This is a genomic window from Azohydromonas australica DSM 1124 (genome assembly GCF_000430725.1).
Lineage (GTDB): Bacteria > Pseudomonadota > Gammaproteobacteria > Burkholderiales > Burkholderiaceae_C > Azohydromonas > Azohydromonas australica.
Genome location: NZ_AUMO01000017.1, coordinates 258,941 through 285,916, shown reverse-complemented (window position 1 = coordinate 285,916; position 26,976 = coordinate 258,941). Strand labels below are relative to the sequence as shown.

Here is a 26,976-nt window from a genome sequence, read left to right as displayed (position 1 = left end):
CGGATCAGGGAGCCGGTACGCGCGCGGGGCGCTCAGCCGGCCGACTTCGAATGATGCCGGCCGCCAGGGCGGCGGCCTTGAGGGGGCGCAGCCTACGTCACTCCAGCCGAGCGCCGGAAGCCTTGACCACGTCGGCCCAGCGCCGGGTTTCCTTGGCAACGTAGGTGCCGAAGGCGTCGCCCCAGACGTCGGGCGTCTCGCTGCCCAGGCCGGTCCAGGTGGTCTTGAGGTCGTCGGCGTTCAGCGCCTTCTTCAGCTCGGCCTGCATGCGCTCGATGGCCTCGCGCGGCGTGCCCTTGGGCGCCCAGATGCCGTACCAGGTGCTGACCACGTAGTCGGGCACGCCCAGCTCGCGCGCGGTGGGGATGTCGGGGAAGCCGGGGGCGCGGCGCTCGCCGGCCACGGCCAGTGCCTTGAGGCGCCCGCTGCGGATGTGGCCGGCCGAGGAGCCCAGGCCGTCGAACAGCATGTCCACCTGGCCGGCCATCAGGTCCTGCAGCGCCGGGCCCGCGCCGCGGTAGGGGATGTGGGTGAGGAAGGTCTTGGTCTGCAGCTTGAACAGCTCGCCGGCCAGGTGGTGCGAGGTGCCGTTGCCGGCCGAAGCGTAGGTGAGCTGGCCCGGACGGGCGCGCATCTGGGCCAGCAGGCCCTGCAGGTCCTTCGCGGGCGCCTTGGCGGCGTTGACCACCACCACCTGCGGCACGCTGGACACCAGGCCGACGGGAACGAAGTCCTTCTCCAGGTTGTAGTCCAGCTTCGGGTACATGGACGGCGCGATGGCGTGGTGCACGCCGCCCATGAAGAAGCTGTAGCCGTCGGCGGGCATGCGCGCCGCCAGTCCGGCGCCCAGGGTGCCGCCGGCGCCGCCCTTGTTGTCGATCACGAACTGGCGCCCGGTGTTCTTGGTCATGGCCGCGAACAGCGGCCGCGCGAAGGTGTCGGTGCCGCCGCCGGCCGGGAAGGGCACGAGGATGGTCACGGGCTTGGCGGGCCAGGCGGTCTGGGCGTGCGCAGACAGGCAGGCGAGGGAGGCCGCTGCGGCAGCACAGGCCAGCAGCGTGCGGCGATGGGTCATGGCTTGTCTCCGGTGGCGCTCCTGCCGCGGGGCGGGCGCTCTGTAGGAAGGGAAGGGGACGAATCGAACCGGACCGCGTCCGAGCCGGGGCGCCGGCACGGTCCGCTCAAAGTGTAAGCAGTTGCAGCCTCAGCCGGCTGGCAATTCGGGTAGCCAGCGCGCCAGGGCGCGGCGCAGGGTTTCGAAGACGATGGGCTTGGTGAGGTAGTCATCCATGCCGGCAGCCAGTGCCATCTCGCGGTCGCTGGCCAGGGCGTGGGCGGTGAGGGCCAGGATGGGAAAGCCGGGCAGCCGGCCCTGCTGCTGCATCTCGCGCAGCTTGCGCGTGGCCTGCAGGCCGTCCATCACGGGCATCTGCAGGTCCATCAGCACCAGGCGTGGCGGCGTGGTTTCGCAGCGTTCCAGCGCCTGTGCGCCGTCGTCGGCAGTAAGAACCTCCAGGCCCAGCGCCTTGAGCATTTCCAGGGCGATCATCTGATTGACCGGGTGGTCCTCCACCAGCAGCACCGGGCCCAGGGTCGGGCCGGCTGCGGTGGTTGCATCGGTGGGCGCTTGAGGCACCGAATTCATGCAGCTCTCCAGTGCGGGGTGCCTATGACTGCCGGCTCGGAACACCGGCACCCCACCTTGCCGTGGGGTGCCTGCATGCTAGCACCGGCCTCGTGCCTCGCAGTGCCAAGCCAACGCCGGGGGTCTTTCCTTCTCATGCGAACTGTCATGCATCAGACGCCAAAAAGTGGCGATCTGCGAATCACATCACAGAAGGGGCCTACCTTGGGCCACGGGATTGCTCTCCCAGGTCTTCCCTGGGCAGCCCTAGCAAATCCGCGGGACTTGGGGCGTCCCTAGAATCCCCCGCCTCCTTCAGAAACCACCCTTCTTCATGAGCTCCGGAGTCATCCGCATTCGCGGCGCGCGCCAGCACAACCTCAAGAACCTGGATCTGGACATCCGCACCGGCGAGATGACGGTGGTCACCGGCCCCAGCGGCTCGGGCAAGTCCAGCCTGGTGTTCGACACCCTCTACGCCGAAGGCCAGCGCCGCTACGTGGAGACCTTCAGCGCCTACGCGCGCCAGTTCCTCGACCGCATGGACCGCCCGGCGGTGGACCGCGTCGAAGGTGTGCCCCCGGCCATCGCCATCGACCAGACCAACCCGGTGCGCACCAGCCGCTCCACGGTCGGGACGATGACCGAGCTCAACGACCACCTGAAGCTGCTGTTCGCCCGCGCCGCCGACCTGTTCGACCGCAAAACCGCGCTGCCGGTGCGGCACGACACGCCGGAGTCCATCTACGCCGAGATGCAGCGCCGCGCCGCCATGAATGGCGATCCGCGCCTGGCGCTGACCTTCCCCGTGGAGCTGCCGGCCAACACCACCGCCGAGGAAGTCGAGCAGTGGCTCGCCGCCAGCGGCTTCACGCGTGTGCAGGCCGAGCGCACCGTCGGGGAGCGAAAGCTGCTGGACGTGGTCGCGGACCGCTTCCGCATCGGCAACGTGGAGCAGGTGCGGGCGATGGAGGCCATCGAGCTGGGCCTCAAGCGCGGCAGCGGGCGGCTCAACGTCTACGTGCTGCAGGACGGGGGCGAGGAGCTGTGGAAGTTCTCCACGGGCCTGCACTGCCCCGAGAGCGACATCCGCTACGCGCAGCCTCAACCCTCGCTCTTCTCCTTCAACTCGCCCTTCGGCGCCTGCGAGACGTGCAAGGGCTTCGGGCGCGTGATCGGCGTGGACATGGGGCTGGTGATTCCCGACGAGCGCAAGACACTGCGCGGCGGCGCCATCAAGCCGATGCAGACGCCCGCCTGGAAGGAGTGCCAGGACGACCTGCTGAAGTACGCCGGCGAGGCCGGCATCCCGCGCGACACGGCCTGGGCGCAGCTGTCGCCCGCGCAGAAGGACTGGGTGCTGGGCGGCTCGCCGCACTGGAACGGCAACTGGAACAAGCAGTGGTACGGCGTGCGCCGCTTCTTCGACTACCTGGAGAGCAAGGCCTACAAGATGCACATCCGGGTGCTGCTGTCCAAGTACCGCAGCTACACCGAGTGCCCCACCTGCCGCGGTGCGCGGCTCAAGACCGAGGCGCTGCTGTGGCGCATCGGCACCAAGCCGCAGGCCGACGCGGTGCTGCCGCCCGAGAAGCGCTTCATGCCGGCCGGCGTGGACTGGACGCGCGAGCAGCTGGAGGCGCTGCCGGGCCTGCACCTGCACGACCTGATGCAGCTCTCGCTGCAGCGGTTGAGAACCTTCTTCGACAGCCTGGAAGCCGCGGTGGCGGACAAGCCGCAGGCCGAGCAGGCGGCTATGGAGCTGCTGTTCGACGAGGTGCGCACGCGGCTGCGCTACCTGTGCGAGGTGGGGCTGGGCTACCTGACGCTGGACCGCCAGAGCCGCTCGCTCTCAGGCGGCGAGGTGCAGCGCATCAACCTGACCACGGCGCTGGGCACCTCGCTCGTGAACACGCTGTTCGTGCTGGACGAGCCCAGCATCGGGCTGCACCCGCGCGACATGGACCGCATCGTGCAAGCCATGCAGCGCCTGCGCGACGCGGGCAACACGCTGGTGGTGGTGGAGCACGACCCCGCGGTGATGCTGGCGGCCGACCGCCTCATCGACATGGGCCCGGGCCCGGGCGAGCGCGGCGGCAGCATCGTCTTCGACGGCACGCCCGAGGCCGCGCGCCGGGCCGACACGCTCACCGGCGCGTACCTCGGCGCGCGCAAGCACGTGGGGGGCAGCATCAAGCGCTTCGTCAGCGACAGCACGCCGCGGCTGATCCTGGAAGGGGCGAAGGAGCACAACCTCAAGGACGTGACGGCCGAGTTCCCGCTGCAGCGCCTGGTGGTGGTCACCGGTGTCTCGGGCTCGGGCAAGAGCACGCTGATGCAGGACGTGCTCTATCCCGCGCTGGCGCGGCACTTCGGCAAGGCCACCGAAGCCCCCGGCGCATTCGACCGGCTGCTGGGCGCGGAGATGCTCGCCGACGCGGTGTTCGTGGACCAGAGCCCCATCGGCAAGACGGCGCGCTCCAACCCGGCCAGCTACGTTGGCGCCTTCGACGAGATCCGCAAGCTGTTCGCGGACGCGCCGCTGGCGCGCGAGCGCGGCTACGGCGCGGGCATGTTCAGCTTCAACGCCGGCGACGGCCGCTGCCCGACCTGCGGCGGCTCGGGCTTCGAGCACGTGGAGATGCAGTTCCTGTCGGACGTGTACCTGCGCTGCCCGGACTGCGAAGGCCGCCGCTACCGCAACGAGATCCTGGACGTGAAGATCGAGCGCCGGCTGCCCGCGGAGGTGGAAGGCGGCGAGCTGAGCATCGCCGACGTGCTGGAGCTCACGGTGAGCGAGGCGCTGCAGCGCTTCCGCGGCGACCGCGAGGTGGCGCGCGCGCTGCAGCCCATCGTGGACGTGGGCCTGGACTACCTGCGCCTGGGCCAGCCCGTGCCCACGCTCTCCGGCGGCGAGGCGCAGCGGCTGAAGCTCGCGGGCTTCCTGGCCGAGGCGGCGCAGTCGGCGTCCAAGAGCAAGCAGTCGGTGGCGAAGAAGGGCACGCTGTTCCTCTTCGACGAGCCCACCACGGGCCTGCACTTCGAGGACATCGCGCGGCTGATGCGCGCGCTGCGCAAGCTGCTGGAGGCGGGGCACTCGCTGATCGTCATCGAGCACAACCTGGACGTGATCCGCGCCGCGGACTGGCTCATCGACCTGGGCCCCGAGGGCGGCGAGGACGGCGGGCAGCTGGTGGCGGCGTGTACGCCGGAGGACATCAAGCAGCACCCCGACTCGCACACCGGCCGCGCGCTGCGCGCCTACGAGCGCGCGCTGGGCATCGACGGCGCGGTGGAGGAGGGCACGCCGCTGCAGGCGCTGATCCAGGCGCGGCGCGCGGCGCCGCCGGCGGAGGCGATCCGCATCGTCAACGCGCGCGAGCACAACCTCAAGGCGGTAGACGTGGAGATCCCGCACGGGCGCTTCAGCGTCATCACTGGCGTCTCCGGCTCGGGCAAGAGCACGCTGGCCTTCGACATCCTGTTCAACGAGGGGCAGCGGCGCTACCTGGAGTCGCTCAACGCCTATGCGCGCTCGATCGTGCAGCCGGCGGGACGGCCGGAAGTGGACGCGGTCTACGGCATTCCACCCACCGTCGCCATCGAGCAGCGCCTCTCGCGTGGCGGCCGCAAGAGCACGGTGGCGACCACCACCGAGGTCTGGCACTTCCTGCGCCTGCTGTGGGTGAAGCTGGGGCTGCAGCGCTGCATCCACGACGGCACGCCGGTGATGCCGCAGAGCGCCGAGAGCATCGCGGCGCAGCTGCTGCGCGAGCACCGCGGCCAGCACGTGGGGCTGCTGGCGCCGCTGGTGGTGAACCGCAAGGGCCTGTACACGGACCTCGCCAAGTGGGCCCTGGCGCGCGGCCACACGCACCTGCGCGTGGACGGCGAGTTCGTGCCGGTCCAGCCCTTCCCGCGCCTGGACCGGTTCAAGGAGCACACCGTGGAGCTGCCGGTGGGCGACATCGTCGTCACGCCGGAGAACGAGACGCGCCTGCGCGAGCTGCTGCACAAGGCGCTGGAGCACGGCAAGGGCGTGATGCACCTGCTGCACCCGCTGGACGGCCTGCGCGACGCCATGGCCTGCGGCAAGCCCACCGGCGGGCTGTGCAAGGTGAAAGTGTTCTCGACCAAGCGCGCCTGCCCGACCTGCGGCACCAGCTACCCGGAGCTGGACCCGCGCATGTTCTCCTACAACAGCAAGCACGGCTGGTGCGGGGAGTGCGTGGGCACGGGCCTGGCGCTCACGCGCGAGCAGCGCAAGGTCTATGACGACTCGGTGCGCGACGAGGACAACCGCGGGCGCGAGCAGGCCTTCCCGTCCGAGGAGGCGGAGGCCGAGGACCTGGCCGACCGCGCCTGTCCGGCCTGCCACGGTGCGCGGCTGAACCCGGTGTCGCTGGCGGTGCAGTTCGACGCGCGGCCCATCAGCGAGGTGGCCGCGTGGTCGGTGCAGCAGGCGCGCGAGTGGGTCGACGGGTTGCGGCTGGAAGGGCGCGAGGCGGGCATCGCGCGCGACGTGGTGGTCGAGATCGCCAGCCGGCTGAAGTTCCTGGAGGCGGTGGGCCTGGGCTACCTGACGCTGGACCGCGCCGCGCCCACGCTCTCCGGCGGCGAGGCGCAGCGCATCCGCCTGGCGGCGCAGCTGGGCAGCAACCTGCAGGGCGTGTGCTACGTGCTGGACGAGCCCACCATCGGCCTGCACCCGCGCGACAACGGCATCCTGCTCGACGCCCTGCAGGAGCTGGGCAGCCGCGGCAACACGCTGGTGGTGGTGGAGCACGACGAGGACACCATCCGCCGCGCGGACCACATCATCGACATGGGCCCCGGCGCCGGACGGCGCGGCGGGCAGGTGGTGGCGCAGGGCACGGCCGAGGAGCTGGCGGCGCAGCCGGACTCCGTCACCGGCCGCTTCCTGGCCTCGCCGCTGAAGCATCCGATCGAGGCGCGGCGCCCGGTGGACGACGGCGTGCAGTGGCTGCGCGTGCGCAAGGCCGACCTGCACAACCTGCAGAAGGTGGACGTGGGCGTGCCGCTGCGCCGCCTGGTGGCGGTGACGGGCGTGTCGGGCTCGGGCAAGAGCACGCTCGCGCGCGACGTGCTGCTGGCCAACGTGCAGGCGCTGGTGGCCGCGCGCGGCAAGAACGTGGCACTGACGGGCTGCGGCGCGGTGGAAGGCTGGATGCACGTGGACCGCGTGCTGGAGGTGGACCAGACGCCCATCGGCAAGACGCCGCGCTCCTGTCCCGCGACCTACATCGGCTTCTGGGACGCGATCCGCAAGCTGTTCTCGCAGACGCTGGAGGCCAAGGCGCGCGGCTACGGGCCGGGCCGCTTCAGCTTCAACACCGGCGAGGGCCGCTGCCCGGCCTGCGAGGGGCAGGGCCTGCGCACCATCGAGATGAGCTTCCTGCCGGACGTGAAGCTGCCTTGCGACGTGTGCCACGGGCAGCGCTTCAACCCGGAGACGCTGGCCGTGACCTGGCGCGGCAAGAGCATCGGCGACGTGCTGAACATGGCGGTGGACGAGGCGGTGGAGTTCTTCGCCTCGATGCCGGGCATCGCGCACCCGCTGCAGCTGCTCAAGGACGTGGGGCTGGGCTACCTGACGCTGGGGCAGCCGTCACCGACGCTGTCGGGCGGCGAGGCGCAGCGCATCAAGCTGGTGACGGAGCTGTCCAAGGTGCGCGACGAGGTAGGCCGGCGCGGGCAGAAGGCGCCGCACACGCTGTACGTGCTGGACGAGCCGACGGTGGGCCTGCACATGGCGGACGTGGAGCGGCTGATCCACGTGCTGCACCGGCTGGTGGCCGGGGGCCACAGCGTGGTGGTGATCGAGCACGACCTGGACCTGATCGCCGAGGCCGACTGGGTGCTGGACCTGGGACCTGAAGGCGGCAGCGGCGGCGGCAAGCTGGTGGTGGCCGGGCCGCCGGAGGCACTGGTGAAGGCGGGGAGCCACACGGGGGTGGCGCTGGCGCCGGTGCTCAGCCGCTGAGGGAGCTCGCGGCGGCAGGCACCACGCGCCGCCGCCGCGCCTCCCACACCCGCCATCCCAGCAGTGTTGCCACGACCGCGGCGTAAATGGACCACTCCCCGAAGTCGTTCTTCCCCGCCTTCATCCAGAAGAAGTGCAGCAGCGCCAGCAGCGCGATGGCGTAGATGCTCTTGTGCAGCCGCTGCCAGCGCTGTGCCCCCAGCGCCTTGATGGCGCGGTTGAAGGAGGTCAGGGCCAGCGGCGCCATCAGCAGCAGCGCCGCGGTGCCGACCAGGATGAAGGGGCGCTTGGCGATGTCCTTGAGGATCACCGCCAGGTCCAGCCCCTGGTCCAGCACGGCGTAGCAGACGAAGTGCAGCAGGGCATAGCCGAAGGTCGCCACGCCCAGCATGCGGCGAAAGCGCGCCAGCGCCGGCTGCTTCAGCAGCACGCGCAGCGGCGTGATGGCCAGCGTGGCGCACAGCAGGCGCAGGGTCCAGTCGCCGCTGCGGCGGATCAGCGCCTCGGCCGGGTTGGCGCCCAGGCTGTCGGTGGCCGCCGCGAACACCAGGTAGGCCAGCGGCAGCAGCAGGAGCACGAACAGCCCCGGCTTGCAGGCCGGGTGCAGCAGCCAAGGTTTCTTCCGGACCGCGCGGGCGGCCATCGCGGGATTCGCCACGGTCGGTTCCTCAGTAGTTCTTCTTCAGGTCCAAGCCCGCGTAGAGCTGGCCGACCTGCGCCTCGTAGCCGTTGAACATCAGCGTGGGCCGCTTCTTGGCGAACAGACCGCCTTCGCCGATGCGCCGCTCCGTGGCCTGGCTCCAGCGCGGGTGGTCCACGGTGGGGTTCACGTTGGAATAGAAGCCGTATTCCTGCGCCGCGGATTTCACCCAGGCCGTGCGCGGCTGCTGTTCCACGAAGCGGATCTTCACGATCGACTTGCCGCTCTTGAAGCCGTACTTCCAGGGCACGGCCAGCCGCAGCGGCGCGCCGTTCTGGTTCGGCAGCACCTCGCCGTACATGCCGAAGACCAGCATCGTCAGCGGATGCATGGCCTCGTCCATGCGCAAGCCTTCGACGTAGGGCCAGTCCAGCACGCGCGAGCCGACGAAGGGCATCTGCTTGGCATCGGCCAGGGTCACGAACTCCACGTACTTGGCGTTGCCGGTGGGCTCCACGCGCTTGATGACTTCGGAGAGCGAGAAGCCGAGCCACGGGATCACCATCGACCAGCCTTCCACGCAGCGCAGGCGGTAGATGCGCTCCTCCATCGGCGCGAGCTTCATCAGCTGCTCGATGTCGAACACCTGCGGCTTGGCGACGGCGCCCTCGACCGCCACGGTCCAGGGCCGCGTCTTGAGCTTGCCGGCGTTGGCCGCCGGGTCGGACTTGTCGGTGCCGAACTCGTAGAAGTTGTTGTAGGTGGTGGCGTCCTGGTAGCCCGTCACCTTCTCCATGGTGGAGGCGCCGGCCACGCTGCTGGGCGCGCCGGACAGCTGGGGCAGCTTGCCGGGGCCGGCGAAGGCCGCGCGGGCGTCGCGCGCGGCCCAGGTGGCGAGCACGCTGCCCGCGGCGCCGGCGGCCAGGGTCCTGAGCAGCCGGCGGCGCTGTTCGTAGACCGCCTGCGGCGTGATCTCGGACGGGGTGGAATGGATGAAGCCGCGGTCCCTGAGCAAATGCATGGTGAGTCCTCTTGCTGGTTCCCTTCGCAGACCGGATACGCCGGCGCGAAGTTCCTAGATGCGTTGCGATGTGATCTGGGCGTGATAAAGCTTACGGACGAGGCTCGCCATGGCTTCCCGCCGGGGGAAAAGAAAACGGCGCCCCGCGGGGCGCCGTCGTTGGGTTCACCGGGCGTGCCGGCTCACAGCTCGCCGTAGGAGTGCAGGCCGGAGAGGAACATGTTCACGCCCAGGAAGGCGAAGGTCGTGACCACCAGCCCGGCCAGCGCCCACCAGGCCGACATGCTGCCGCGCAGGCCCTTCATGAGCCGCATGTGCAGCCAGGCGGCGTAGTTCAGCCACACGATCAGCGCCCAGGTTTCCTTCGGGTCCCAGCTCCAGTAGCCGCCCCAGGCCTCGGCGGCCCAGAAGGCGCCCAGGATGGTGGCGATGGTGAAGAAGGCAAAGCCGACGGCGATGGCCTTGTACATGAGGTCATCCAGCAGCTCCAGCGCCGGCAGCTTCTCGGCGATGGCGCGGCGCCCGGCCAGGATGCCGCCCACGATCAGCGTGCTGATGCCGAAGTACACGAGCCAGAAGCTGCTGCTGGCGCTCTGCGCGCTCTGGCGGAACACGATCGGCTCGAAGCACAGCACCAGGCCCAGCAGCCCCAGCAGCGCCAGCTGCCACCCGCGCGCGGCCGTGGCCTGCTGCTTGAGCAGGTAGGCGAAGGCGACCATGGCCGACAGCGCGAAGGTGCCGTAGCCGATGAAGTTGGCCGGCACGTGCAGCTTCATCCACCAGCTCTGCAGCGCGGGCACCAGCGGCTGGATCTGCTGCGCCTCGCGCTCCACCGTGTACCAGAGCAGGAAGCCGACCGCGGCGCTGACCACCAGCATCACGAAGGCGCCCAGCGCGCGCGTGCGGTAGTGCTGCTCGAAGTACAGGTAGAACAGCGTGGTGAGCCAGCAGAACAGCACGAACACCTCGTAGAGGTTGCTCACCGGGATGTGGCCGATGCTCGCGCCGATCTGGTGGCTCTCCCACCAGCGCACCATGGTGCCGGTCAGCGCCATGAACACCGCCGCCCAGGCGATCTTCGAGCCCAGGCGCTGCGCCACGTTGTCCTGGCCGCGCGCGGCGAAGCCGATCCAGTAGAAGACCGTGCTCATGAAGCACAGCACCGACATCCACAGGATCGCGCTCTGGCTGGAGAGGAAATATTTCAGCAGGAACACCTTCTCGCCGGCCGCGAGGTCGGCGCCGAAGGCGTCCGGCGTGCGGCTGTAGAGCGAGATGGCCACCAGGGTGGCGCCGGTCACGCCCAGCATCAGCGTGCGCAGCGGGCCCCAGAACCAGCCCAGCCAGATGACGGCCGGCACGCTGCCGACGAGGATGCCCTTCTCGTACACGTCCATCGCGTCGCCGTAGCGCGAGAAGGCGAACACGGCGCCGGCGACGGCCAGCAGGGCGAACAGCCAGTCGTAGAGGCTGCGCCCGGCCAGCGGGTGGCTGCGTCCGAGCGTGAAGGTGGTGGTGTTGGTGGGAGAGGCGGCGGTGTTCATGCGGCAGCGTCCTTCAGGATGGCCTTCTTGAGCAGCTCGAATTCGGTGTCGGCGTCCAGCGTGCGCCGCGTGGTGGAGAGGGCCGTGGTGATGCGCGAGCCCGAATCCTGCGCTTCGACCCAGATCCACAGCCGCCGTTCCCGCACGTACAGCATGGCGAATACGCCCAGGATCAGCAGGATCGCGCCCAGGTAGACGAGCTTCTTGCCCGGTGCGCGCGCGAGCTGGAACACGCTGGCCTGCACCTGCCGGAAGTCCTCCAGCTGCAGCAGCACCGGCACGGGATAGAAGAAGCTGTCGGAGAGCGAGACCACGGCCTGCGTCATGAAGGCCTGCGTCTTCTCGCTGGGCGCCAGCGGCGCCAGCCCGGCGCGCTCGCGGCTGAGGTTGGCCAGCTCGAACAGGCTGCCGTTGAGGATGCGCAGCAGCACTTCGGACACGCGCGCGCGCTCGGCTTCGGGCACGCTGGTCTCGATGAAGCGCGCCAGCGCCGCCAGGCCGCCGGGCGGGAACTCGGCGGCCGGGCTGGCCGCGGCAGCGCCCGAAGCCGCGTCCGCCGCGGCGGAAGCCTCGGCCGGCGGCTTGTCGGCGCCGGCGAACAGGCCCAGCGCGCGCTGCGCCGTCACCTGCAGCTGCTGCGTGGTGGCGGGGTTGTCGGGCGGGGAGGCCAGCTTGGCGTAGCGGCGCGCGGCCTGCTCGCGCGAGGCCGGGTCCAGCAGCGCCTCGCGCAGGCGCAGCCAGCCGTCGATGCGGTCCTGCTCGTCCACCGGGATGCGCAGGAAGCGGAAAGCCTCGTTGGGGTTGTCGCGCATGCCCGCGAGCAGCACGCGCTGGCCGTCGATCTCCACCGGCAGCTGGTAGTTGTTGAACTCGCGCGCCTGGCCGCTGGCGTCGCGCAGCTTGTAGCTCACCGAGGGGCCGATGTTCTGCAGGTGCTTGTCGCCCTGCGACTTGGCGCCGGAGCCCAGGTGCTTCTGCAGCGAGTCGGCCAGGTCCACCTTGCGCACGTCGGCGCCGGAGTCGCTGCCGCCGGTGCCGCCCAGGTTCTCGACGTTGATCACGCGCAGCCCCGTGAGTTCCAGCGTGTAGGGCTGGCCCGCCTTGTCCAGCGGCGTGCTGTCGCCCACGGTGCCGGCGACGGTGAAGGGCTTGAGGCCGGGGCGCAGCGGCACGGCCTGCAGCTTCAGCTGCGAGCCGCCGTCGTCGAAGCTGCTCTGGTAGATGGCGATGCCGCGGTGGAAGGCGGGCTCGTTGACCTTGACGGTGGCGGGCGTCGCCTGGCCGGTCTCGTGGTCGTGGATCACGATCTCGCTGGCGAAGAGCTTGGGCATGCCCGTGTCGTAGTACTCGACGATGAACTTCTTGAGCTCGATGTCGAAGGGCAGGTCCTGCAGCACCACGCCGTCGGACATGTTCAGCACCGCGGTGCCGGCGCGCGCGCCCTCGGGCACCAGCAGGTTGCCGCGGAAGGTGGGGTTGGCCGGGGAGAGCCGGTGCTCGGGCTTGACGTCGCGGATCAGCCCGCCGCCCTGGTAGGGCTGCTTGCCCAGCAGCAGCATCTGCGCGCGCACGATCAGGTCGCCGTCGAAGAGGCCGCCCAGGCAGATCAGCACGATCGCGGAGTGCGCGGCGATGTAGCCGAGCTTGTTGGCCGCGCCCTTGCGCGCGGCGATCATGGTGCCGCCCTCGCGCTGCTGCACCCGGGCCTTCCAGCCGTTGCCCGCCAGCAGCGCCGACAGCCGCTGCAGGCTGGCCTGCGGCGTCTCGCCCGGCAGCACGCCCTGCGCCTTGTGGTGGAAGGCCTTGAGGGCCGACTCGCGCACGTTCTCCTTGAACGAGCGCATGTCGGCCAGGAAGCGCGGCGTGTTGCGCGCGATGCACAGGCTGGTGGAGATCACCAGGAACGCCAGGATCAGCAGGAACCACCAGGCGCTGTAGACGCTGTAGAGGTTCACCGCGCCGAACACCTCGGACCAGAAGGGCCCGAACTGGTTGACGTAGTTGTTGAGCGGCTCGTGCTGCTTGACCACGGTGCCGATCACCGAGGCGATGCAGATCACGGTCAGCAGCGCGATGGCAAAGCGCATCGACGACACCAGCTCGAGGGTGTCGCGCAGCCGATGCTGAGGCGTGCGCGCGGCGGGGGCAGAGACGGTCATCGCGGGATTGTCCGGGTCAGTGCATGGTCCGCGCTTGATAACGGTCAAGCGCGCAAGGTCGGTCCGGCACCATCAAAAAAGGCCGGTTCAAGACCGGCCTCGGGGTACTGCGGGGTGAATCTCGCGGGCGCCGCGGGTTCAGCGCAGCCCGGCAATGTAGTCGGAAACCGCCTTGATCTCGCGGTCGTTCATCTTGGCGGCCACGCCCGTCATCTGGGCGCTGTTGGCACGGGTGCCGGCGCGGAAGGCGTTGAGCTGCGAGGAGGTGTACTCGGCGTGCTGGCCCGACAGGCGCGGGTACTGCGCGGGGATGCCGGCGCCCGTGGGGCTGTGGCAGCCGGCGCAGGCGGGGATGTTGCGCTCGGCGATGCCGCCGCGGTAGATCTTCTCGCCCAGCTGCACCAGCTCCTTGTCGGTGGCCGCGCCCGGCTCGGCCTGCTTGCTGGCGTAGAAGGCAGCGACGTTGCGCATGTCTTCCTCGCTCAGCGACGCCGCCATGCCCTGCATGATCGGGTTCTGGCGCTTGCCGGCCTTGAACTCGGTCAGCTGCTTGACCAGGTACTCGGGGTGCTGGCCCTGCAGGATCGGGTTGGCCGTGATGCCGCGGGTGCCGTCGGCGGCGTGGCAGGCTGCACAGACCTGGGCAGTGGCCTGGCCCTTGGCCAGGTCCGGCTTGGTCGGCGCTGCCGGCTCGGCAGCCATCAGGGGCGTCGCCAGAGCGAGCGCAAGGGCCGGCGCAAGCGCCGTCTGGAGGGTGCGTGCAAGGATCGACTTCATTGGTATGGCTGCCGAAAGGGTCAATGGGGGCAAACCTTGAAATTTTACAATGCCTCATGCACACGTCCCTTACACCGGTGGCCCCGGATGCCAAGTCCGCACTTTCCTGGACTCACACGGCGCGCTTCCTGACCACCGCCAGCCGGCTCGACCAGCTGCCCGTGACCGAGCTGCCCGAGATTGCCTTCGTCGGCCGCAGCAATGCCGGCAAATCCACGGCGATCAACACGCTGGCGCAGCAGAAACGCCTGGCTTTCGCCTCCAAGACGCCCGGGCGCACGCAGCACATCAACCTGTTCCATTTGGGGCCGAAGGATGCGCCCGACGCGGTCTTTGCCGACCTGCCGGGCTACGGCTACGCCGCCGTGGAGCGCACGGCCAAGCTGCGCTGGCAGCAGGTGATGGCCAGCTACCTGGAGGTGCGGCGCAACCTCGCCGGCGTGGTGCTGATGGTGGACTCGCGGCTGGGCTTCACCGACCTGGACCGGCAGCTGCTGGACTTCGTCGCCCCGCGCGTGCAGACCGGCGAGGTGAAGCTGCTGGTGCTGCTGACCAAGGCCGACAAGCTCTCGCGCAAGGAGGCCGACGCCTCGCTGCGCGCCGTCTCCGAGGTGCTGGGCGAGCTCAGCACCGACGAGGCTGACATCGGCGTGCTGCTGTTCTCGGCGCTGAAGAAGTCCGGCCTGGGCGACGCGGCGCTGGCGCTGCGCGAGTGGACGCTGTCGCACGTGCGCGTGGAGGCGCCGGAGCCGAGCACGGCGACGCCGGAAGAGGGCGAGGCGGCCGTGGAGGCGCCGCCGCCGGCCCAGGCCTGAGCGTCTTGACGCAGCGCTGCCTCACGGCGCTGCCGCAATGAAAAAAGCCCGCGGCTTGCGCCGCGGGCTTTTTGTTGGCTCGGAAGGGTTTCCGGGCTCAGGACATTACATGTCCATGCCCATGCCGCCCATGCCGCCCATGCCGCCGCCCGGCATCGCGGGAGCGTCTTCCTTCGGGGCCTCGGCGACCATGGCTTCGGTGGTCAGCATCAGCGACGCGACGGACGCGGCGTTCTGCAGCGCGGTGCGGGTGACCTTGGTGGGATCCAGGATGCCCATCTCGATCATGTCGCCGTACGTGTCGTTGGCGGCGTTGAAGCCGTAGTTGCCGGAACCGGCCAGCACGGCGTTCACGACCACGCTCGGCTCGCCACCGGCGTTGCCCACGATTTCGCGCAGCGGGGCTTCGATGGCCTTCAGGACCAGCTTGACGCCGGCGTCCTGGTCGGCGTTGTCGCCCTTGATGGCGCCAGCAGCTTGGCGGGCACGCAGCAGGGCCACGCCGCCGCCGGCGACGATGCCTTCTTCAACGGCGGCACGGGTGGCGTGCAGCGCGTCTTCCACGCGGGCCTTCTTCTCCTTCATCTCGACTTCGGTGGCGGCACCGACCTTGATGACGGCCACGCCGCCGGCCAGCTTGGCCACGCGCTCTTGCAGCTTCTCGCGGTCGTAGTCGCTGGTGGCTTCCTCGATCTGGATGCGGATCTGCTTGACGCGGGCTTCGATGTCCGCGGCAGCGCCGGCGCCGTCGATGAGGGTGGTGTTTTCCTTGCCCACTTCGACGCGCTTGGCCTGGCCCAGGTCGTTGAGCGTGACCTTGTCCAGCGTCAGGCCCACTTCCTCGGCGATGACCTTGCCGCCCGTCAGGATGGCGATGTCTTCCAGCATGGCCTTGCGGCGGTCACCGAAGCCCGGCGCCTTGACGGCCACGACCTTCAGGATGCCGCGGATGGTGTTGACCACCAGCGTGGCCAGCGCCTCGCCCTCGACGTCCTCGGCAATGATCAGCAGCGGACGGCCGGCCTTGGCCACCTGCTCCAGCGTGGGCAGCAGGTCGCGGATGTTGCTGATCTTCTTGTCGAACAGCAGGACAAACGGGTTGTCCAGGATGGCCGACTGCTTCTCGGGGTTGTTGATGAAGTAGGGCGACAGGTAGCCGCGGTCGAACTGCATGCCTTCCACGACATCCAGCTCGTTGTCCAGGCTCTTGCCGTCTTCGACGGTGATCACGCCTTCCTTGCCGACCTTGTCCATGGCCGAGGCGATGATCTGGCCGATCGACTCGTCGGAGTTGGCGGAGATCGCGCCGACCTGGGCGATTTCCTTGGAGGTCGTGGTGGCCTTCGACGCGGCCTTCAGCTGCTCGACCAGGGCGGTAACCGCCTTGTCGATGCCGCGCTTCAGGTCCATCGGGTTCATGCCGGCGGCCACGTACTTCATGCCCTCGCGCACGATGGCCTGGGCCAGCACGGTGGCGGTGGTGGTGCCGTCACCGGCGTTGTCGCTGGTCTTGGAAGCGACTTCCTTGACCATCTGCGCGCCCATGTTCTGGAGCTTGTCCTTGAGCTCGATCTCCTTGGCCACGGACACGCCGTCCTTGGTCACGGTCGGGGCGCCGAAGGAGCGCTCCAGCACCACGTTGCGGCCCTTGGGACCCAGGGTGACCTTCACGGCGTTGGCCAGGACATTCACGCCCTCGACCATGCGGGCGCGGGCTTCACCGCCGAACACGACGTCTTTAGCTGCCATTGGAATTCTCCGGATTCAGTAGATGCGGTAGGGAGCGGGAGCGATTACTTCTCGACAACGGCGAAGAGGTCTTCCTCGCGCATCACCAGCAGCTCGTCGCCATCGACCTTCACGGTCTGGCCGCTGTACTTGCCGAACAGCACGCGGTCGCCGACCTTGATGTTCAGGGCCACGAACTCGCCCTTGTCGTTGCGCTTGCCCGGACCAACGGCCAGCACCTCGCCCTGGTCGGGCTTTTCCGCGGCGTTGTCGGGGATCACGATGCCCGAGGCCGTACGGGTTTCGTTTTCGAGACGCTTGACGATCACGCGGTCATGCAACGGACGAAGTTTCATTGCTTCTCCTTGGTTCGCTCTGGAGGAAGTAAGCGCGTGCCCACCCGGGCACGCCCTGCAAAGTTGTAGCCGGCCACACCAACCGGCTGTTAGCACTCACCGGTGGCGAGTGCTAGCGAAACAGATTATAGGGACGGCTGTTCCGGCTTCAAGGGGGTCGGCGTGTCAGTTCGGGAAATCCTGCGGGTCGTCCTCGACGCCGGGGGGTGCGCCGTCACGGCCGCGGTCGGGCACGCGGTAGTCCTCGCGCGCCCAGGCGCCGAGGTCGATCTCGCGGCAGCGCTGGCTGCAGAAGGGACGCCAGCGGTTGGACGGCTCGAAGGCCGCGGCCTGGCCGCAATGGGGACAGGGAACGAGGCGGGACGCAGTCATGGCACCGAAGCTGGAGGCGCCGGGGCGGCGCACAAGGCGGGGAGGGAGTGAAGGCGCCGCCGCGCGGGCCGCGGCGGCGGAATCAGCGGGGCGTGGATTCTTTCACGCGGCCGGACACCATCCGCGCCAGAGGGCCTGCACCTGCAGCGCCAGTGCTTCCAGGCTCAGGCCCTCGTTGAAGATCACGGCGTCGGCGATGGCGCGGCGCCGCGCGCGCGGTGCCTGCTGCGCGATGACGCGCCGCACGGTGTCCTCGCTCCACTGAGAGCGCTGCACCACGCGCTGCACCTGCGTCTCTTCGCTGCAGTCCACCACCAGCACGCGCTGCACGCGCGCGCGCCAGTGCGCCGACTCGGTCAGCAGCGGCACGTCGAAGACGCGCGGCGCGGCGCCGGCGGCATCGCTGCGGCGCTGCACCTCGATGCCGATCATCGGGTGCAGGATGCCTTCGAGCTGCTGCCGCGCTGCCGTGTCGGCGAACACGCGCTGGCGCATCCAGGCGCGGTCCAGCGCGCCGTCGGCGCCGATGGCCTGCGCGCCGAACAGCGCGGCAATGGCGGGCAGCGCCGCGCCGCCTGGCGCGGTGAGTTCGCGCGAGATGGCGTCGGTGTCGAGCACCACCGCGCCCAGCGCCCCCAGCATCGCCGCTACCGTGCTCTTGCCGCTGCCGATGCCGCCCGTGAGGCCGATGCGCAGCGGCGGCGCAGTGGCGGTGGCGGGAAATGTGGAAGTCGTCGTCATCAGAAGGTCCATCCGATCCAGCCCAGCACGGGCCGCGAGCCGGCCAGCAGCACCACCAGCCCGGCGCCGGCCAGGAAGGGGCCGAAGGGCACGTAGCCGCCTTCGCGCAGCGAGTGCGTGAGCTTCATGCCGATGCCCACGACAGCGCCCAGCAGCGAGGCCATCAGCAGCATGGGCACGATCATCCACGCGCCGAACCAGGCGCCCAGCGCAGCCATGAGCTTGAAGTCGCCGTAGCCCATGCCTTCCTTGCCCGTGACGAGCTTGAACAGCCAGTACACCGACCACAGCGAGAGGTAGCCCGCTACCGCCCCCCACAGCGCCTGCGGCAGCGGCAGCGTCCAGCCCAGGGCCGCGGCCACCAGGCCGGCCCACAGCAGCGGCAGCGTGAGGGCATCGGGCAGCAGCGTGGTGTCCCAGTCGATGAGCGCCGCGGCCAGCAGCGCCGCCGCCACCGCGCACCACAGCAGCGCCGCCGGCTGGGCCTCGAAGCGCGTGCCGATGGCGGCGAAGAGCAGCGCCGTGCCCGCTTCCACCAGCGGGTAGCGCAGCGAGATGCGCTCGCCGCAGGCGGCGCAGCGCCCGCGCCGCTTGAGCCAGCCCAGCAGCGGCAGGTTGTCGTGCCAGGCGATGGGCGTGCCGCAGTGCGGGCAGCGCGAGCCAGGGCGCGAGAGGGTCAGCACCGGCAGCGACTCCAGCGCCTGCCGCAGCACGCCGGTGCCTTGCGCGAGCGCGGGCGAGGGCGCATGGCCCAGCGTGCGCGCGTGCGAATCGGCGTCCGCCAGCTGCTCGGCGGTGTCCTGCCACCACTGGCGCTCCAGCATGCGCGGCAGCCGGTGCACGACCACGTTGAGAAAGCTGCCGATGCACAGCCCCAGCAGGGCCAGCGGCAGCGGGTGCAGCAGCGGCTGCAGGAACATCAAATCCATCAGACGATGGCTCCCAGCTTGAACACGGGCAGGTACATCGACACCACGATGCCGCCGATGAGCGAGCCCAGTACCACGATCACCGCCGGCTCCATGAGGCTCGCCAGTCCGCGCGCGGACTCGTCCACCTCGCTCTCGTAGAACTCGGCCGCCTTGGCCAGCATGGCGTCGAGCGTGCCCGTCTCCTCGCCGATGGCCGTGAGCTGCAGCACCAGCCCCGGAAACACCGCGCTGGCCTGCAGCGCGGCGCTGAGCGCCGTGCCGCTGGCCACCGCCTTGCGCGCCTGTGCCGTGGCGCGCGCCACCACCGCGTTGCCGGCCGCCGCGCCGGCCGAGGGCAGCGCTTCCACCAGCGGCACGCCGGCGGCGAAGAGCGTGGAGAGCGTGCGCGTCCAGCGCGCCAGCACGGACTTGAACACCAGGTCGCCAAACACCGGCGTCTTCAGCAGCAGCGCCTCGGCGCCGTCACGCAGCCGCTGCGAGCGGCGCCAGGCGTGCAGGAAGCCCGCCGTGCCGCCGGCCAGCAGCGTCAGCATCAGCGGCCACCAGGCGACGAAGAGTTCGGAGAGCCTGATCACGAAGCGCGTGGGCGCGGGCAGGTCGGCGCCGAAGGACTGGAACACGTCCGTGAAGGCGGGGATGACCAGCACCAGGATCAGCGCCAGCACCAGCGCCGACACCGCCAGCACCGTCACCGGATAGAACAGCGCTGCGCGGATGCGGGCCTGCAGCGCCAGCGTCTTCTCCTCGTGCAGCGCCAGCCGCTCCAGCAGCGGCTCCAGCACGCCGCCGCTCTCGCCGGCCTGCACCGAGTTGCAGTAGAGCGCGCCGAAGTGCTGCGGGTGCTTGCGCAACGCCGCGGAGAGGCTGGTGCCGGTCTCGATGTCGGCGCGGATGCCCTGCAGCAGCCGCGTCAGGCGCGGGTTGGCGCTGCCGCGCGCGACGATGTCGAAGGCCTGCAGCAGCGGCACGCCGGCGCGCATGAGCGTGGCGAGCTGGCGCGTGAACAGCGCGATGTCCTTGCGCCGGATGGCGCGCCCGCTGGGCAGGCGGCGCTTGCGCACGCGCAGCACCGTGACGCCCTGGCGGCGCAGGTGCGCACCCACGGCCGCCTCGCCGGCCGAGCGCAGCTCGCCGCGCACGGGCTTGCCCTGGCGGTCGCGGCCTTCCCATTCGAAGAGAAATTCCCGGGCCTTCCTTGCCGTGATGGTGGTGCTGGCCATGCGTCCTCCCGGTGGGTGCTCCCGTCTGGCGCGGGTGGTGTGGGGCCGCCGCGGCGCGGTGCCGTGCGGCGGCGTGGGTCAGTCGTTGGTGACGGCGATGACTTCCTCCAGCGACGTCACCCCGGCGCGCACCTTCACCAGGCCGGCCTGGCGCAGGTCGCGCACGCCCTCGCGGCGGGCCTGCTGCGCGAGGTCCAGCGCCGTGCCCTGGGCCAGGATCAGGCGCTGCAGCGCCTCGCTCACCGGCATCACCTGGTACAGGCCGACGCGGCCCTTGTAGCCATTGTTGCAGGCGGCACAGCCCACGGCCCGGTACGGCTGCCAGCGGCCGTCGAGCTCTTCGGCCGCGAAGCCGGCCTGCAGCAGCGCCTCGCGCGACAGCGCCGCCGGCGCCTTGCACTGCTCGCACAGCCGCCGCGCCAGGCGCTGCGCCGTGATCAGCAGCACGCTGGAGGCGACGTTGAAAGGCGCCACGCCCATGTGCAGCAGCCGCGTCAGCGTCGAAGGCGCGTCGTTGGTGTGCAGCGTGGAGAGCACCAGGTGGCCGGTCTGTGCCGCCTTGATGGCGATGTCGGCCGTCTCCAGGTCGCGAATCTCGCCCACCATGATCACGTCCGGGTCCTGGCGCAGGAAGGCGCGCAGCGCGGCGGCGAAGGTGAGCCCGGCCTTCTCGTTGACGTCCACCTGGTTGATGCCGGGCAGGCGGATCTCGGCCGGGTCTTCCACGGCGGAGATGTTGATGCCGGGGCGGTTGAGGAGGTTCAGGCAGGTGTAGAGCGACACCGTCTTGCCCGAGCCGGTGGGACCGGTGACGAGCACCATGCCGTAGGGGCGGCGAACGGCGTGCAGCAGCCGTGCCTTCTCCTCGGCCTCGTAGCCCAGGGCGTCGATGCCCAGCTGCGCGCTGGAGGCGTCGAGGATGCGGATGACGATCTTCTCGCCGAAAAGCGTGGGCAGCGTGCTGACCCGAAAGTCGATGGTGCGCGTGCCCACGTTGAGCTGCATGCGCCCATCCTGCGGCACGCGCTTCTCGGCGATGTCCAGGCGGCTGATGACCTTGATGCGCGAAGCGAGCTTGTCCTTGATGCCCAGGGGCGGCTGCACCACCTCGCGCAGCTCGCCGTCGATGCGAAAGCGCACGCGGTAGTGCGACTCGTAGGGCTCGAAGTGCAGGTCCGAGGCGCGGGCGTTGACCGCGTCGATCAGCATCTTCTGCAGGAAGCGCACCACGGGGGCATCTTCGACCTCGGCCGAGAGGGCGGTGGCCTCGACCGTAGGCGCAGGCGCGGCCTCGTCGGCGAGGTCGAACCTGAAGTCGGTGCCGCCGCTGGGCGTGGGCAGCTGTTCGGCGGTGGCATCGAGCAGCCGCACGAGCTTGTCGCGCTCGACCACGACCCACTCCGGCGTGAGCTGGGTGGCGAACTTGATGCGCTCGGCCGCGGCCTGATCGGTGGGGTCGGCGCCGCCTATGAAGAGGCGGTTGCCGCGCCGCCCCAGCACGACGACCTGGTGCTGCCGCGCCAGTCGGGTGTCGAGCAGGCCGCGCGGCAGCAGGCGCGTGTCGAAGGCGTCGAGGTCCAGCAGCGGCAGGGCCAGGGTGCGCGCCAGCGTGTGCGCGAGCGCACGTGCGGAAATGGCGCCCGCGTCCACAGCCACCGTGGCGAAGCCCTGGCGCTGCTGGCGGGCCGTCTGGGTCAATGCCAGGGCCGTGGTGGCATCGAGCCGACCGGCATGCACGAGCACGCGGGCGGCACCGGTGAGGGTGGCGGGAATCGCGACAGCGGGCGTGTCGAGGGGCACGGTAGTGCGCGGCGGAACGCGGTGGCAAGGATCAGGCGATGATCTGCCCACATTGAAACAATCCGCAACAAGCGCCAGCCCCAATGGACGACGTGGCCGCAACTGCGCTTGCATGCAGCCAGCAGCCGTGAACTGCTGCCGAATTCAGTCAGGAGAAGGAAAATGCCTCAATACGGCTGTACCGCGACCTCTGCGCGACACCTTGCGTGCCGCGCCTCCTGACGTCAGGAGCTTTGAGAGATACGGAAAGGAAACCTGGTCGGGGTGAGAGGATTCGAACCTCCGGCCTCTACGTCCCGAACGTAGCGCTCTACCAGGCTAAGCTACACCCCGATGTTCAAGACAGCGTCTGTGCTGCCTCAACATTTTTCTATTCTATCAGATTTATCAGCTGTTGTGCGGAGCGCTTCGTTTTTCAGAAGGTCCGGTCAACCGACCGAAAGCAGAATTCTAGCAGAGATTTCCGCGCTTCGGAATCCGGCAGTGTTTCGAGGCTGGCGCGGGCCTGTTCGGCCTGGGCGCGCGCGGCCTCGCGCGTGGCCTCCAGCGCGCCGGTGCGACGCACGATCTGCACGATGTCGGGCAGCCGCTCGACTTCGCCATGCTCGATGGCGTGGCGGATCAGGAGCCGCTCTTCCTCCGTGCCGCGTGCCATGGCAATGAGCAGCGGCAGCGTGGGTTTGCCTTCACGCAAGTCGTCGCCCACGTTCTTGCCCAGCTCCTGCGTGTCGCCCTGATAGTCGAGCAGATCGTCCACGAGCTGGAAGGCCGTGCCCAGCGAGCGGCCGTAGTCGGCGCAGCGCTCCTCGGTGGCGGCGTCGGCCTCGGCCAGCACGGCGCCCAGCCGCGCGCTGGCTTCGAACAGCTTGGCGGTCTTGTAGCGGATGACGCGCAGATAGTCCTCGATCGCGAGATCGGGGTCATGCATGTTCATCAGTTGCAGCACTTCGCCTTCGGCGATGACGTTGGTGGCGTCGGCCAGCACGTCAAGCACGCGCATGCGGTTGACGGAGACCATCATCTGGAAGGCGCGGGAGTACAGGAAGTCGCCCACCAGCACGCTTGCAGCGTTGCCGAACAGCGCATTCGCGGTCTGGCGACCGCGCCGCAGGGAGGACTCGTCCACCACGTCGTCATGAAGCAGCGTGGCGGTGTGGATGAATTCGACGATGGCGGCCAGCGCGAAGCGCTCAGGTCCCTTGAATCCCAGCGCTCGCGCGAACAGCAACACCAGACGCGGGCGGATGCGTTTGCCGCCAGCGCTGATGATGTAGTGCGCGATCTGGTTGATGAGGGCCACCTCGGAGCGCAGGCGCTCGACGATGACGGCATCGACGGTCTGCATCTCCTGCGCCATGAGCTCGTCGGCGGAAGGGGTTGTGGGTGTGGAAGCCGATGAAGTCATGGATGCTCGAAAAGTCGGCGCGGATTATAGGAAGCGCCTCACGACGGGCGCCGGGCGCACGGGACATGAGGTGTGCCGCAAGTCGCGCGCCGGACCGGCCAACCCAGCGCGCAGCTGGGTCATTTTCGCCGTTGGGTTAGAATCGCGGGTTCCGTGTGCCGGGGATGTCTACTGTGTGCACGGATTCCCAAGAGAAAGGTCACATATGTACGCGGTCATAAAAACCGGCGGTAAGCAATACAAGGTTGCTGTCGGCGAGAAGATCAAGGTAGAACAGATTGCTGCGGACGTGGGCCAGGAGATCGTGATCGACCAAGTTCTGGCTGTCGGCGACGGCGCGGAGCTGAAGGTGGGCACGCCTCTGGTCAGCGGCGCCACTGTCACCGCCACCGTCGTGGCGCACGGCAAGCATGACAAGGTGCGCATCTTCAAGATGCGTCGCCGCAAGCACTACCAGAAGCGCCAGGGTCATCGTCAGACCTTCACCGAAATCCAGATCGGCGCGGTCAACGCCTGATCTCAGTTGCCTCAGGAGAGCTGAACCATGGCACAGAAAAAAGGCGGCGGTTCCACCCGGAACGGCCGCGACTCTAAACCGAAGATGCTGGGCGTGAAGGTGTTCGGCGGCCAGACCATCTCGGCCGGCTCGATCATCGTGCGCCAGCGCGGCACCAAGTTCCATGCCGGCACGAACGTCGGCGTGGGCAAGGACCACACCCTGTTCGCCCTCGTGGACGGCCAGGTGTCCTTCGCCACCAAGGGCGCGCTCAACCGTCAGACGGTTTTCGTCACCCCGGTCTGAGCTGACGTCCTCGTCACCATCCAAGCCCCGGCCCGCCGGGGCTTTGTCGTTTCCGACTTGACTATTCTTGCGCCATGAAATTCGTAGATGAAGCCACCATCGATGTCGCTGCGGGTGACGGGGGCGCGGGCTGCGTGAGCTTCCGGCGCGAGAAGTTCATCCCCTTTGGCGGACCCAACGGCGGCGACGGCGGTCGCGGCGGCAGCATCTGGGCCGTGGCGGACCGCAACCTCAACACGCTCATCGACTACCGCTACGCGCGCCGCCACGAGGCGCGCAATGGCGAGGCCGGCCGCGGCTCGGACCAGTTCGGCGCCGCGGGCGAGGACATCGTGCTGCGCATGCCGCTGGGCACGATCATCAAGGATGCCGAGACCGAAGAGGTCCTTACCGAGCTGCTGGTGCCTGACGAAAAGGTGCTGATCTGCAAGGGGGGCGACGGCGGCTTCGGCAACCTGCACTTCAAGAGCAGCACCAACCGCGCGCCGCGGCAGAAGACGCCGGGCTGGCCGGGCGAGAGGCGCAAGCTCAAGCTGGAGCTGCGCGTGCTGGCCGACGTGGGGCTGCTGGGCATGCCCAATGCGGGCAAGAGCACGCTCATTTCCGCCATCTCCAATGCGCGGCCCAAGATCGCCGATTACCCCTTCACCACGCTGCATCCCAACCTGGGCGTGGTGCGCGTCGGGCCCGAGCAGAGCTTCGTGGTGGCCGATGTGCCGGGGCTGATCGAGGGCGCAGCCGAGGGCGCCGGCCTGGGGCACCAGTTCCTGCGTCACCTGCAGCGCACGCAGCTGTTGCTGCACGTGGTGGACCTTGCGCCGTTCGACGAGAGCGTAGACCCGGTGGCACAAGCCAAGGCCATCGTGGCCGAGCTCAAGAAGTACGACCCGATGCTTTACGAGAAGCCGCGCTGGCTGGTGCTCAACAAGCTCGACATGGTGCCCATGGAGCAGCGGGCCGCGCGCGTGAAGGACTTCGTCAAGCGCTTCAAGTGGAAGGGGCCGGTATTCGAGATCTCGGCGCTGGCGCGTGAGGGCCTGGATCCGCTGCTGCGCGCGATCTTTGACCATGTCCAGGCGCACAAGCACCCGGTGGAGCCGGAGGTCGACCCGCGCTTCGACGGCGTGCAGCCCACCGAGGGAGGCACGACATGAGCGAGGTATTGCGACAGGCGCGGCGCATCGTCGTCAAGGTCGGCTCCAGCCTGGTCACCAACGATGGCCGCGGCGTGGATGCGGAGGCCATCGGCAACTGGTGCCGGCAACTCGCGGCGCTGGCGCAGCAGGGGCGTGAAGTCATCATGGTGTCCAGCGGCGCCATCGCCGAAGGCATGAAGCGCCTGGGCTGGACGGCGCGTCCGAAGGAACTGCATGAGCTGCAGGCCGCCGCCGCCGTCGGCCAGATGGGCCTGGCACGGATGTACGAGAGCAAGCTGCGCGAGCAAGGCATGGGCAGCGCGCAGGTGCTGCTCACGCATGCCGATCTGGCCGATCGCGAGCGCTATCTCAACGCACGCTCCACGCTGCTGACGCTGCTGTCGCTCAAGGTGATCCCGGTCATCAACGAGAACGACACGGTGGTGACGGACGAGATCAAGTTCGGTGACAACGACACGCTGGGTGCGCTCGTGGCCAATCTGGTGGAAGCCGATGCGCTGGTGATCCTTACCGATCAGCGCGGCCTGTATTCCGCCGATCCGCGCAAGAACCCCGATGCTCGCTTCATCGACGAGGCGCCAGCCGGTACGCCGGAGTTGGAGCAGATGGCTAGCGGCGCGGGCAGCAGCATCGGCAAGGGCGGGATGATCACCAAGATCCTGGCTGCCAAGCGCGCTGCCGGCAGCGGCGCCAGCACCGTGATCGCCTACGGGCGCGAGCCTGACGTGTTGCTGCGCCTGGCGCAGGGCGAGTCCATCGGCACGGCACTGGTCGCCTCGACGCCCAAGCTGGCCGCGCGCAAGCAGTGGATGGCGGATCACTTGCAGCTGCGCGGTGGTGTGGTGGTGGACGCGGGGGCTGCAGCCAAATTGCGCGAGGAAGCCAAGAGCCTGCTGCCCATCGGCGTGGTGGAAGTGCAGGGCGAATTCCACCGCGGGGACGTCATTGCGGTGCGCGATGCGCAGGGCGTCGAAGTGGCGCGGGGCCTGGCCAACTATTCCAGCGCCGAGGCGCGGCTGATCATGCGCAAGCCCTCATCGCAGATCGAGGTGCTGCTGGGCTATGTCAACGAGCCTGAGCTCGTCGATCGCGCCAACCTCGTGCTGGCTTGAGAAGACGCGGCAGCGGCCCGGGGCATCCCGGCCAGGCGCTGCGGCGTGGGGCCTGAGCAGCTCTGCTCAGGCGCGGTTGCCGGGATTGGTCGGCGGTGCCAGCGAGGCGTCTGGCGGCTCCTCGTGGCGCTGGTGCGAACGCATGCCCGCGCGCAGATAGCGGTTGTGAGGGTTGGCACGCGGCAGAAAGCGTGCGAGTTCGGTGAGCGCCATCTGGTACACGTCGCGCTTGAACTCGATGACCATGTCCAGCGGCACCCAGTAGTCGTTCCAGCGCCAGGCGTCGAACTCGGGATGGTCGGTGGCGCGCAGGTTCATGTCGCAGTCGCGCCCCAGAAGCTTGAGCAGGAACCAGATCTGCTTCTGCCCCTTGTAGTGGCCGCGGGCATCGCGGCGGATGTAGTGGTCGGGGACCTCGTAGCGCAACCAGTCGCGCGTACGGGCGAGCACCTTGACATGCTCAGGTCGAAGGCCCACCTCCTCATGCAGTTCGCGGAACATGGCCTGCTCGGGCGTCTCGCCGTACTTGATACCGCCTTGCGGGAACTGCCAGGAGTGGGTACGTAGCCGTTTGCCCCAGAACACCTGATTCCGCGCGTTGAGCAGGACGATGCCGACGTTGGGCCTGAAGCCTTCACGGTCGAGCATAATCAACCCCAATTCTTGAATTGATTTGATTATTGCACCGGCTCGATGCGGTCTGCGTTACCTCGGTAACCCCCGACTTCCGATCTCCCGGCGCACTCCGTGGCGCCGTCGTGCAATCT

The 26,976-nt window shown here is 69.2% G+C and carries 22 protein-coding genes and 1 tRNA gene; 6 read left to right on the top strand and 17 right to left on the bottom strand.

The window, feature by feature from the left end; translation table 11 throughout:
• Positions 1–97 precede the first annotated feature (97 nt).
• A complete protein-coding gene (locus H537_RS0101340; protein WP_028996483.1) occupies positions 98–1,075 on the bottom strand; it encodes a Bug family tripartite tricarboxylate transporter substrate binding protein in 978 nt (325 codons plus the stop codon).
• Positions 1,076–1,204: 129 nt separating this feature from the next.
• Positions 1,205–1,645 (bottom strand): response regulator, encoded by a 441-nt coding sequence (locus tag H537_RS0101335; protein ID WP_028996482.1) that lies wholly within the window; start codon positions 1,643–1,645, stop codon positions 1,205–1,207.
• Between the two features lie 313 nt (positions 1,646–1,958).
• Here H537_RS0101335 and uvrA point away from each other — a divergent pair, with 313 nt between their 5' ends.
• The gene (gene uvrA / locus H537_RS0101330) at positions 1,959–7,628 is read left to right on the top strand and encodes an excinuclease ABC subunit UvrA (protein WP_028996481.1); all 5,670 of its coding nucleotides are present in this window, start codon (positions 1,959–1,961) and stop codon (positions 7,626–7,628) included.
• Here the strand turns inward: uvrA and msrQ are convergent.
• The 5 genes from msrQ to H537_RS0101305 form a co-directional block, all read right to left on the bottom strand.
• Positions 7,618–8,271, bottom strand: coding sequence for a protein-methionine-sulfoxide reductase heme-binding subunit MsrQ (msrQ, locus tag H537_RS0101325; protein ID WP_028996480.1), 654 nt, complete (start codon positions 8,269–8,271; stop codon positions 7,618–7,620). The genes uvrA and msrQ overlap by 11 nt on opposite strands.
• A gap of 25 nt (positions 8,272–8,296) precedes the next feature.
• Positions 8,297–9,289 carry a protein-methionine-sulfoxide reductase catalytic subunit MsrP gene (gene msrP / locus H537_RS0101320; protein ID WP_028996479.1) on the bottom strand — a complete coding sequence of 331 codons (993 nt, stop codon included), beginning with the start codon at positions 9,287–9,289 and terminating at the stop codon, positions 8,297–8,299.
• Between the two features lie 182 nt (positions 9,290–9,471).
• Entirely contained in the window at positions 9,472–10,833 is a 1,362-nt protein-coding gene (gene ccsB, locus H537_RS0101315; protein WP_028996478.1) for a c-type cytochrome biogenesis protein CcsB, read from the bottom strand.
• Positions 10,830–12,992, bottom strand: a complete 2,163-nt coding sequence (locus H537_RS0101310) for a cytochrome c biogenesis protein ResB (protein ID WP_028996477.1) — start codon at positions 12,990–12,992, stop codon at positions 10,830–10,832. The genes ccsB and H537_RS0101310 overlap by 4 nt, the downstream gene beginning before the upstream one ends.
• A 138-nt stretch (positions 12,993–13,130) precedes the next feature.
• Positions 13,131–13,769, bottom strand: a complete 639-nt coding sequence (locus H537_RS0101305) for a c-type cytochrome (protein ID WP_028996476.1) — start codon at positions 13,767–13,769, stop codon at positions 13,131–13,133.
• A 56-nt stretch (positions 13,770–13,825) separates the two neighbouring features.
• On the opposite strand from H537_RS0101305, the gene yihA reads away from it, so the two are divergent.
• On the top strand, positions 13,826–14,584 hold the full coding sequence (yihA, locus tag H537_RS0101300; RefSeq protein WP_028996475.1) for a ribosome biogenesis GTP-binding protein YihA/YsxC: 759 nt from the start codon (positions 13,826–13,828) through the stop codon (positions 14,582–14,584).
• 105 nt (positions 14,585–14,689) lie between these two features.
• On the opposite strand, the gene groL is transcribed toward yihA, so the two are convergent.
• The 9 genes from groL to ispB all read right to left on the bottom strand — a co-directional run bounded on the left by groL (position 14,690) and on the right by ispB (position 23,138).
• Positions 14,690–16,333, bottom strand: a complete 1,644-nt coding sequence (gene groL, locus H537_RS0101295; RefSeq protein WP_028996474.1) for a chaperonin GroEL — start codon at positions 16,331–16,333, stop codon at positions 14,690–14,692.
• Between the two features lie 44 nt (positions 16,334–16,377).
• Entirely contained in the window at positions 16,378–16,668 is a 291-nt protein-coding gene (groES, locus tag H537_RS0101290) for a co-chaperone GroES (protein ID WP_028996473.1), read from the bottom strand.
• Positions 16,669–16,833: 165 nt separating this feature from the next.
• Positions 16,834–17,040, bottom strand: coding sequence for a DNA gyrase inhibitor YacG (locus H537_RS0101285; protein WP_028996472.1), 207 nt, complete (start codon positions 17,038–17,040; stop codon positions 16,834–16,836).
• A gap of 102 nt (positions 17,041–17,142) precedes the next feature.
• Positions 17,143–17,781 (bottom strand): dephospho-CoA kinase, encoded by a 639-nt coding sequence (gene coaE / locus H537_RS0101280; RefSeq protein WP_051241470.1) that lies wholly within the window; start codon positions 17,779–17,781, stop codon positions 17,143–17,145.
• On the bottom strand, positions 17,781–18,701 hold the full coding sequence (locus tag H537_RS0101275) for a prepilin peptidase (RefSeq protein WP_028996470.1): 921 nt from the start codon (positions 18,699–18,701) through the stop codon (positions 17,781–17,783). Before H537_RS0101275 ends, coaE begins: the two co-directional genes overlap by 1 nt.
• Positions 18,702–18,709: 8 nt before the next feature.
• Positions 18,710–19,933 carry a type II secretion system F family protein gene (locus H537_RS0101270; protein ID WP_028996469.1) on the bottom strand — a complete coding sequence of 408 codons (1,224 nt, stop codon included), beginning with the start codon at positions 19,931–19,933 and terminating at the stop codon, positions 18,710–18,712.
• A gap of 78 nt (positions 19,934–20,011) precedes the next feature.
• Positions 20,012–21,733, bottom strand: coding sequence for a type IV-A pilus assembly ATPase PilB (pilB, locus tag H537_RS0101265; protein ID WP_051241465.1), 1,722 nt, complete (start codon positions 21,731–21,733; stop codon positions 20,012–20,014).
• 256 nt (positions 21,734–21,989) lie between these two features.
• Positions 21,990–22,066 (bottom strand) — tRNA-Pro (locus H537_RS0101260).
• An 82-nt stretch (positions 22,067–22,148) separates the two neighbouring features.
• Entirely contained in the window at positions 22,149–23,138 is a 990-nt protein-coding gene (ispB, locus tag H537_RS0101255; protein ID WP_043457958.1) for an octaprenyl diphosphate synthase, read from the bottom strand.
• Between the two features lie 205 nt (positions 23,139–23,343).
• Here ispB and rplU point away from each other — a divergent pair, with 205 nt between their 5' ends.
• The 4 genes from rplU (at position 23,344) to proB (ending at position 26,209) form a co-directional block, all read left to right on the top strand.
• Positions 23,344–23,655, top strand: a complete 312-nt coding sequence (gene rplU / locus H537_RS0101250) for a 50S ribosomal protein L21 (RefSeq protein ID WP_028996466.1) — start codon at positions 23,344–23,346, stop codon at positions 23,653–23,655.
• Between the two features lie 27 nt (positions 23,656–23,682).
• Positions 23,683–23,940: a 50S ribosomal protein L27 gene (gene rpmA / locus H537_RS0101245; protein ID WP_028996465.1), complete on the top strand. Its 258-nt coding sequence runs from the start codon at positions 23,683–23,685 to the stop codon at positions 23,938–23,940.
• A gap of 74 nt (positions 23,941–24,014) precedes the next feature.
• Positions 24,015–25,094, top strand: a complete 1,080-nt coding sequence (gene cgtA / locus H537_RS0101240; protein WP_028996464.1) for an Obg family GTPase CgtA — start codon at positions 24,015–24,017, stop codon at positions 25,092–25,094.
• Positions 25,091–26,209 (top strand): glutamate 5-kinase, encoded by a 1,119-nt coding sequence (gene proB / locus H537_RS0101235; protein WP_028996463.1) that lies wholly within the window; start codon positions 25,091–25,093, stop codon positions 26,207–26,209. The genes cgtA and proB overlap by 4 nt, the downstream gene beginning before the upstream one ends.
• Before the next feature lie 66 nt (positions 26,210–26,275).
• Here proB and H537_RS40360 read toward each other — a convergent pair whose 3' ends face one another.
• Entirely contained in the window at positions 26,276–26,857 is a 582-nt protein-coding gene (locus tag H537_RS40360; RefSeq protein ID WP_043457996.1) for an RNA pyrophosphohydrolase, read from the bottom strand.
• Positions 26,858–26,976 lie beyond the last annotated feature (119 nt).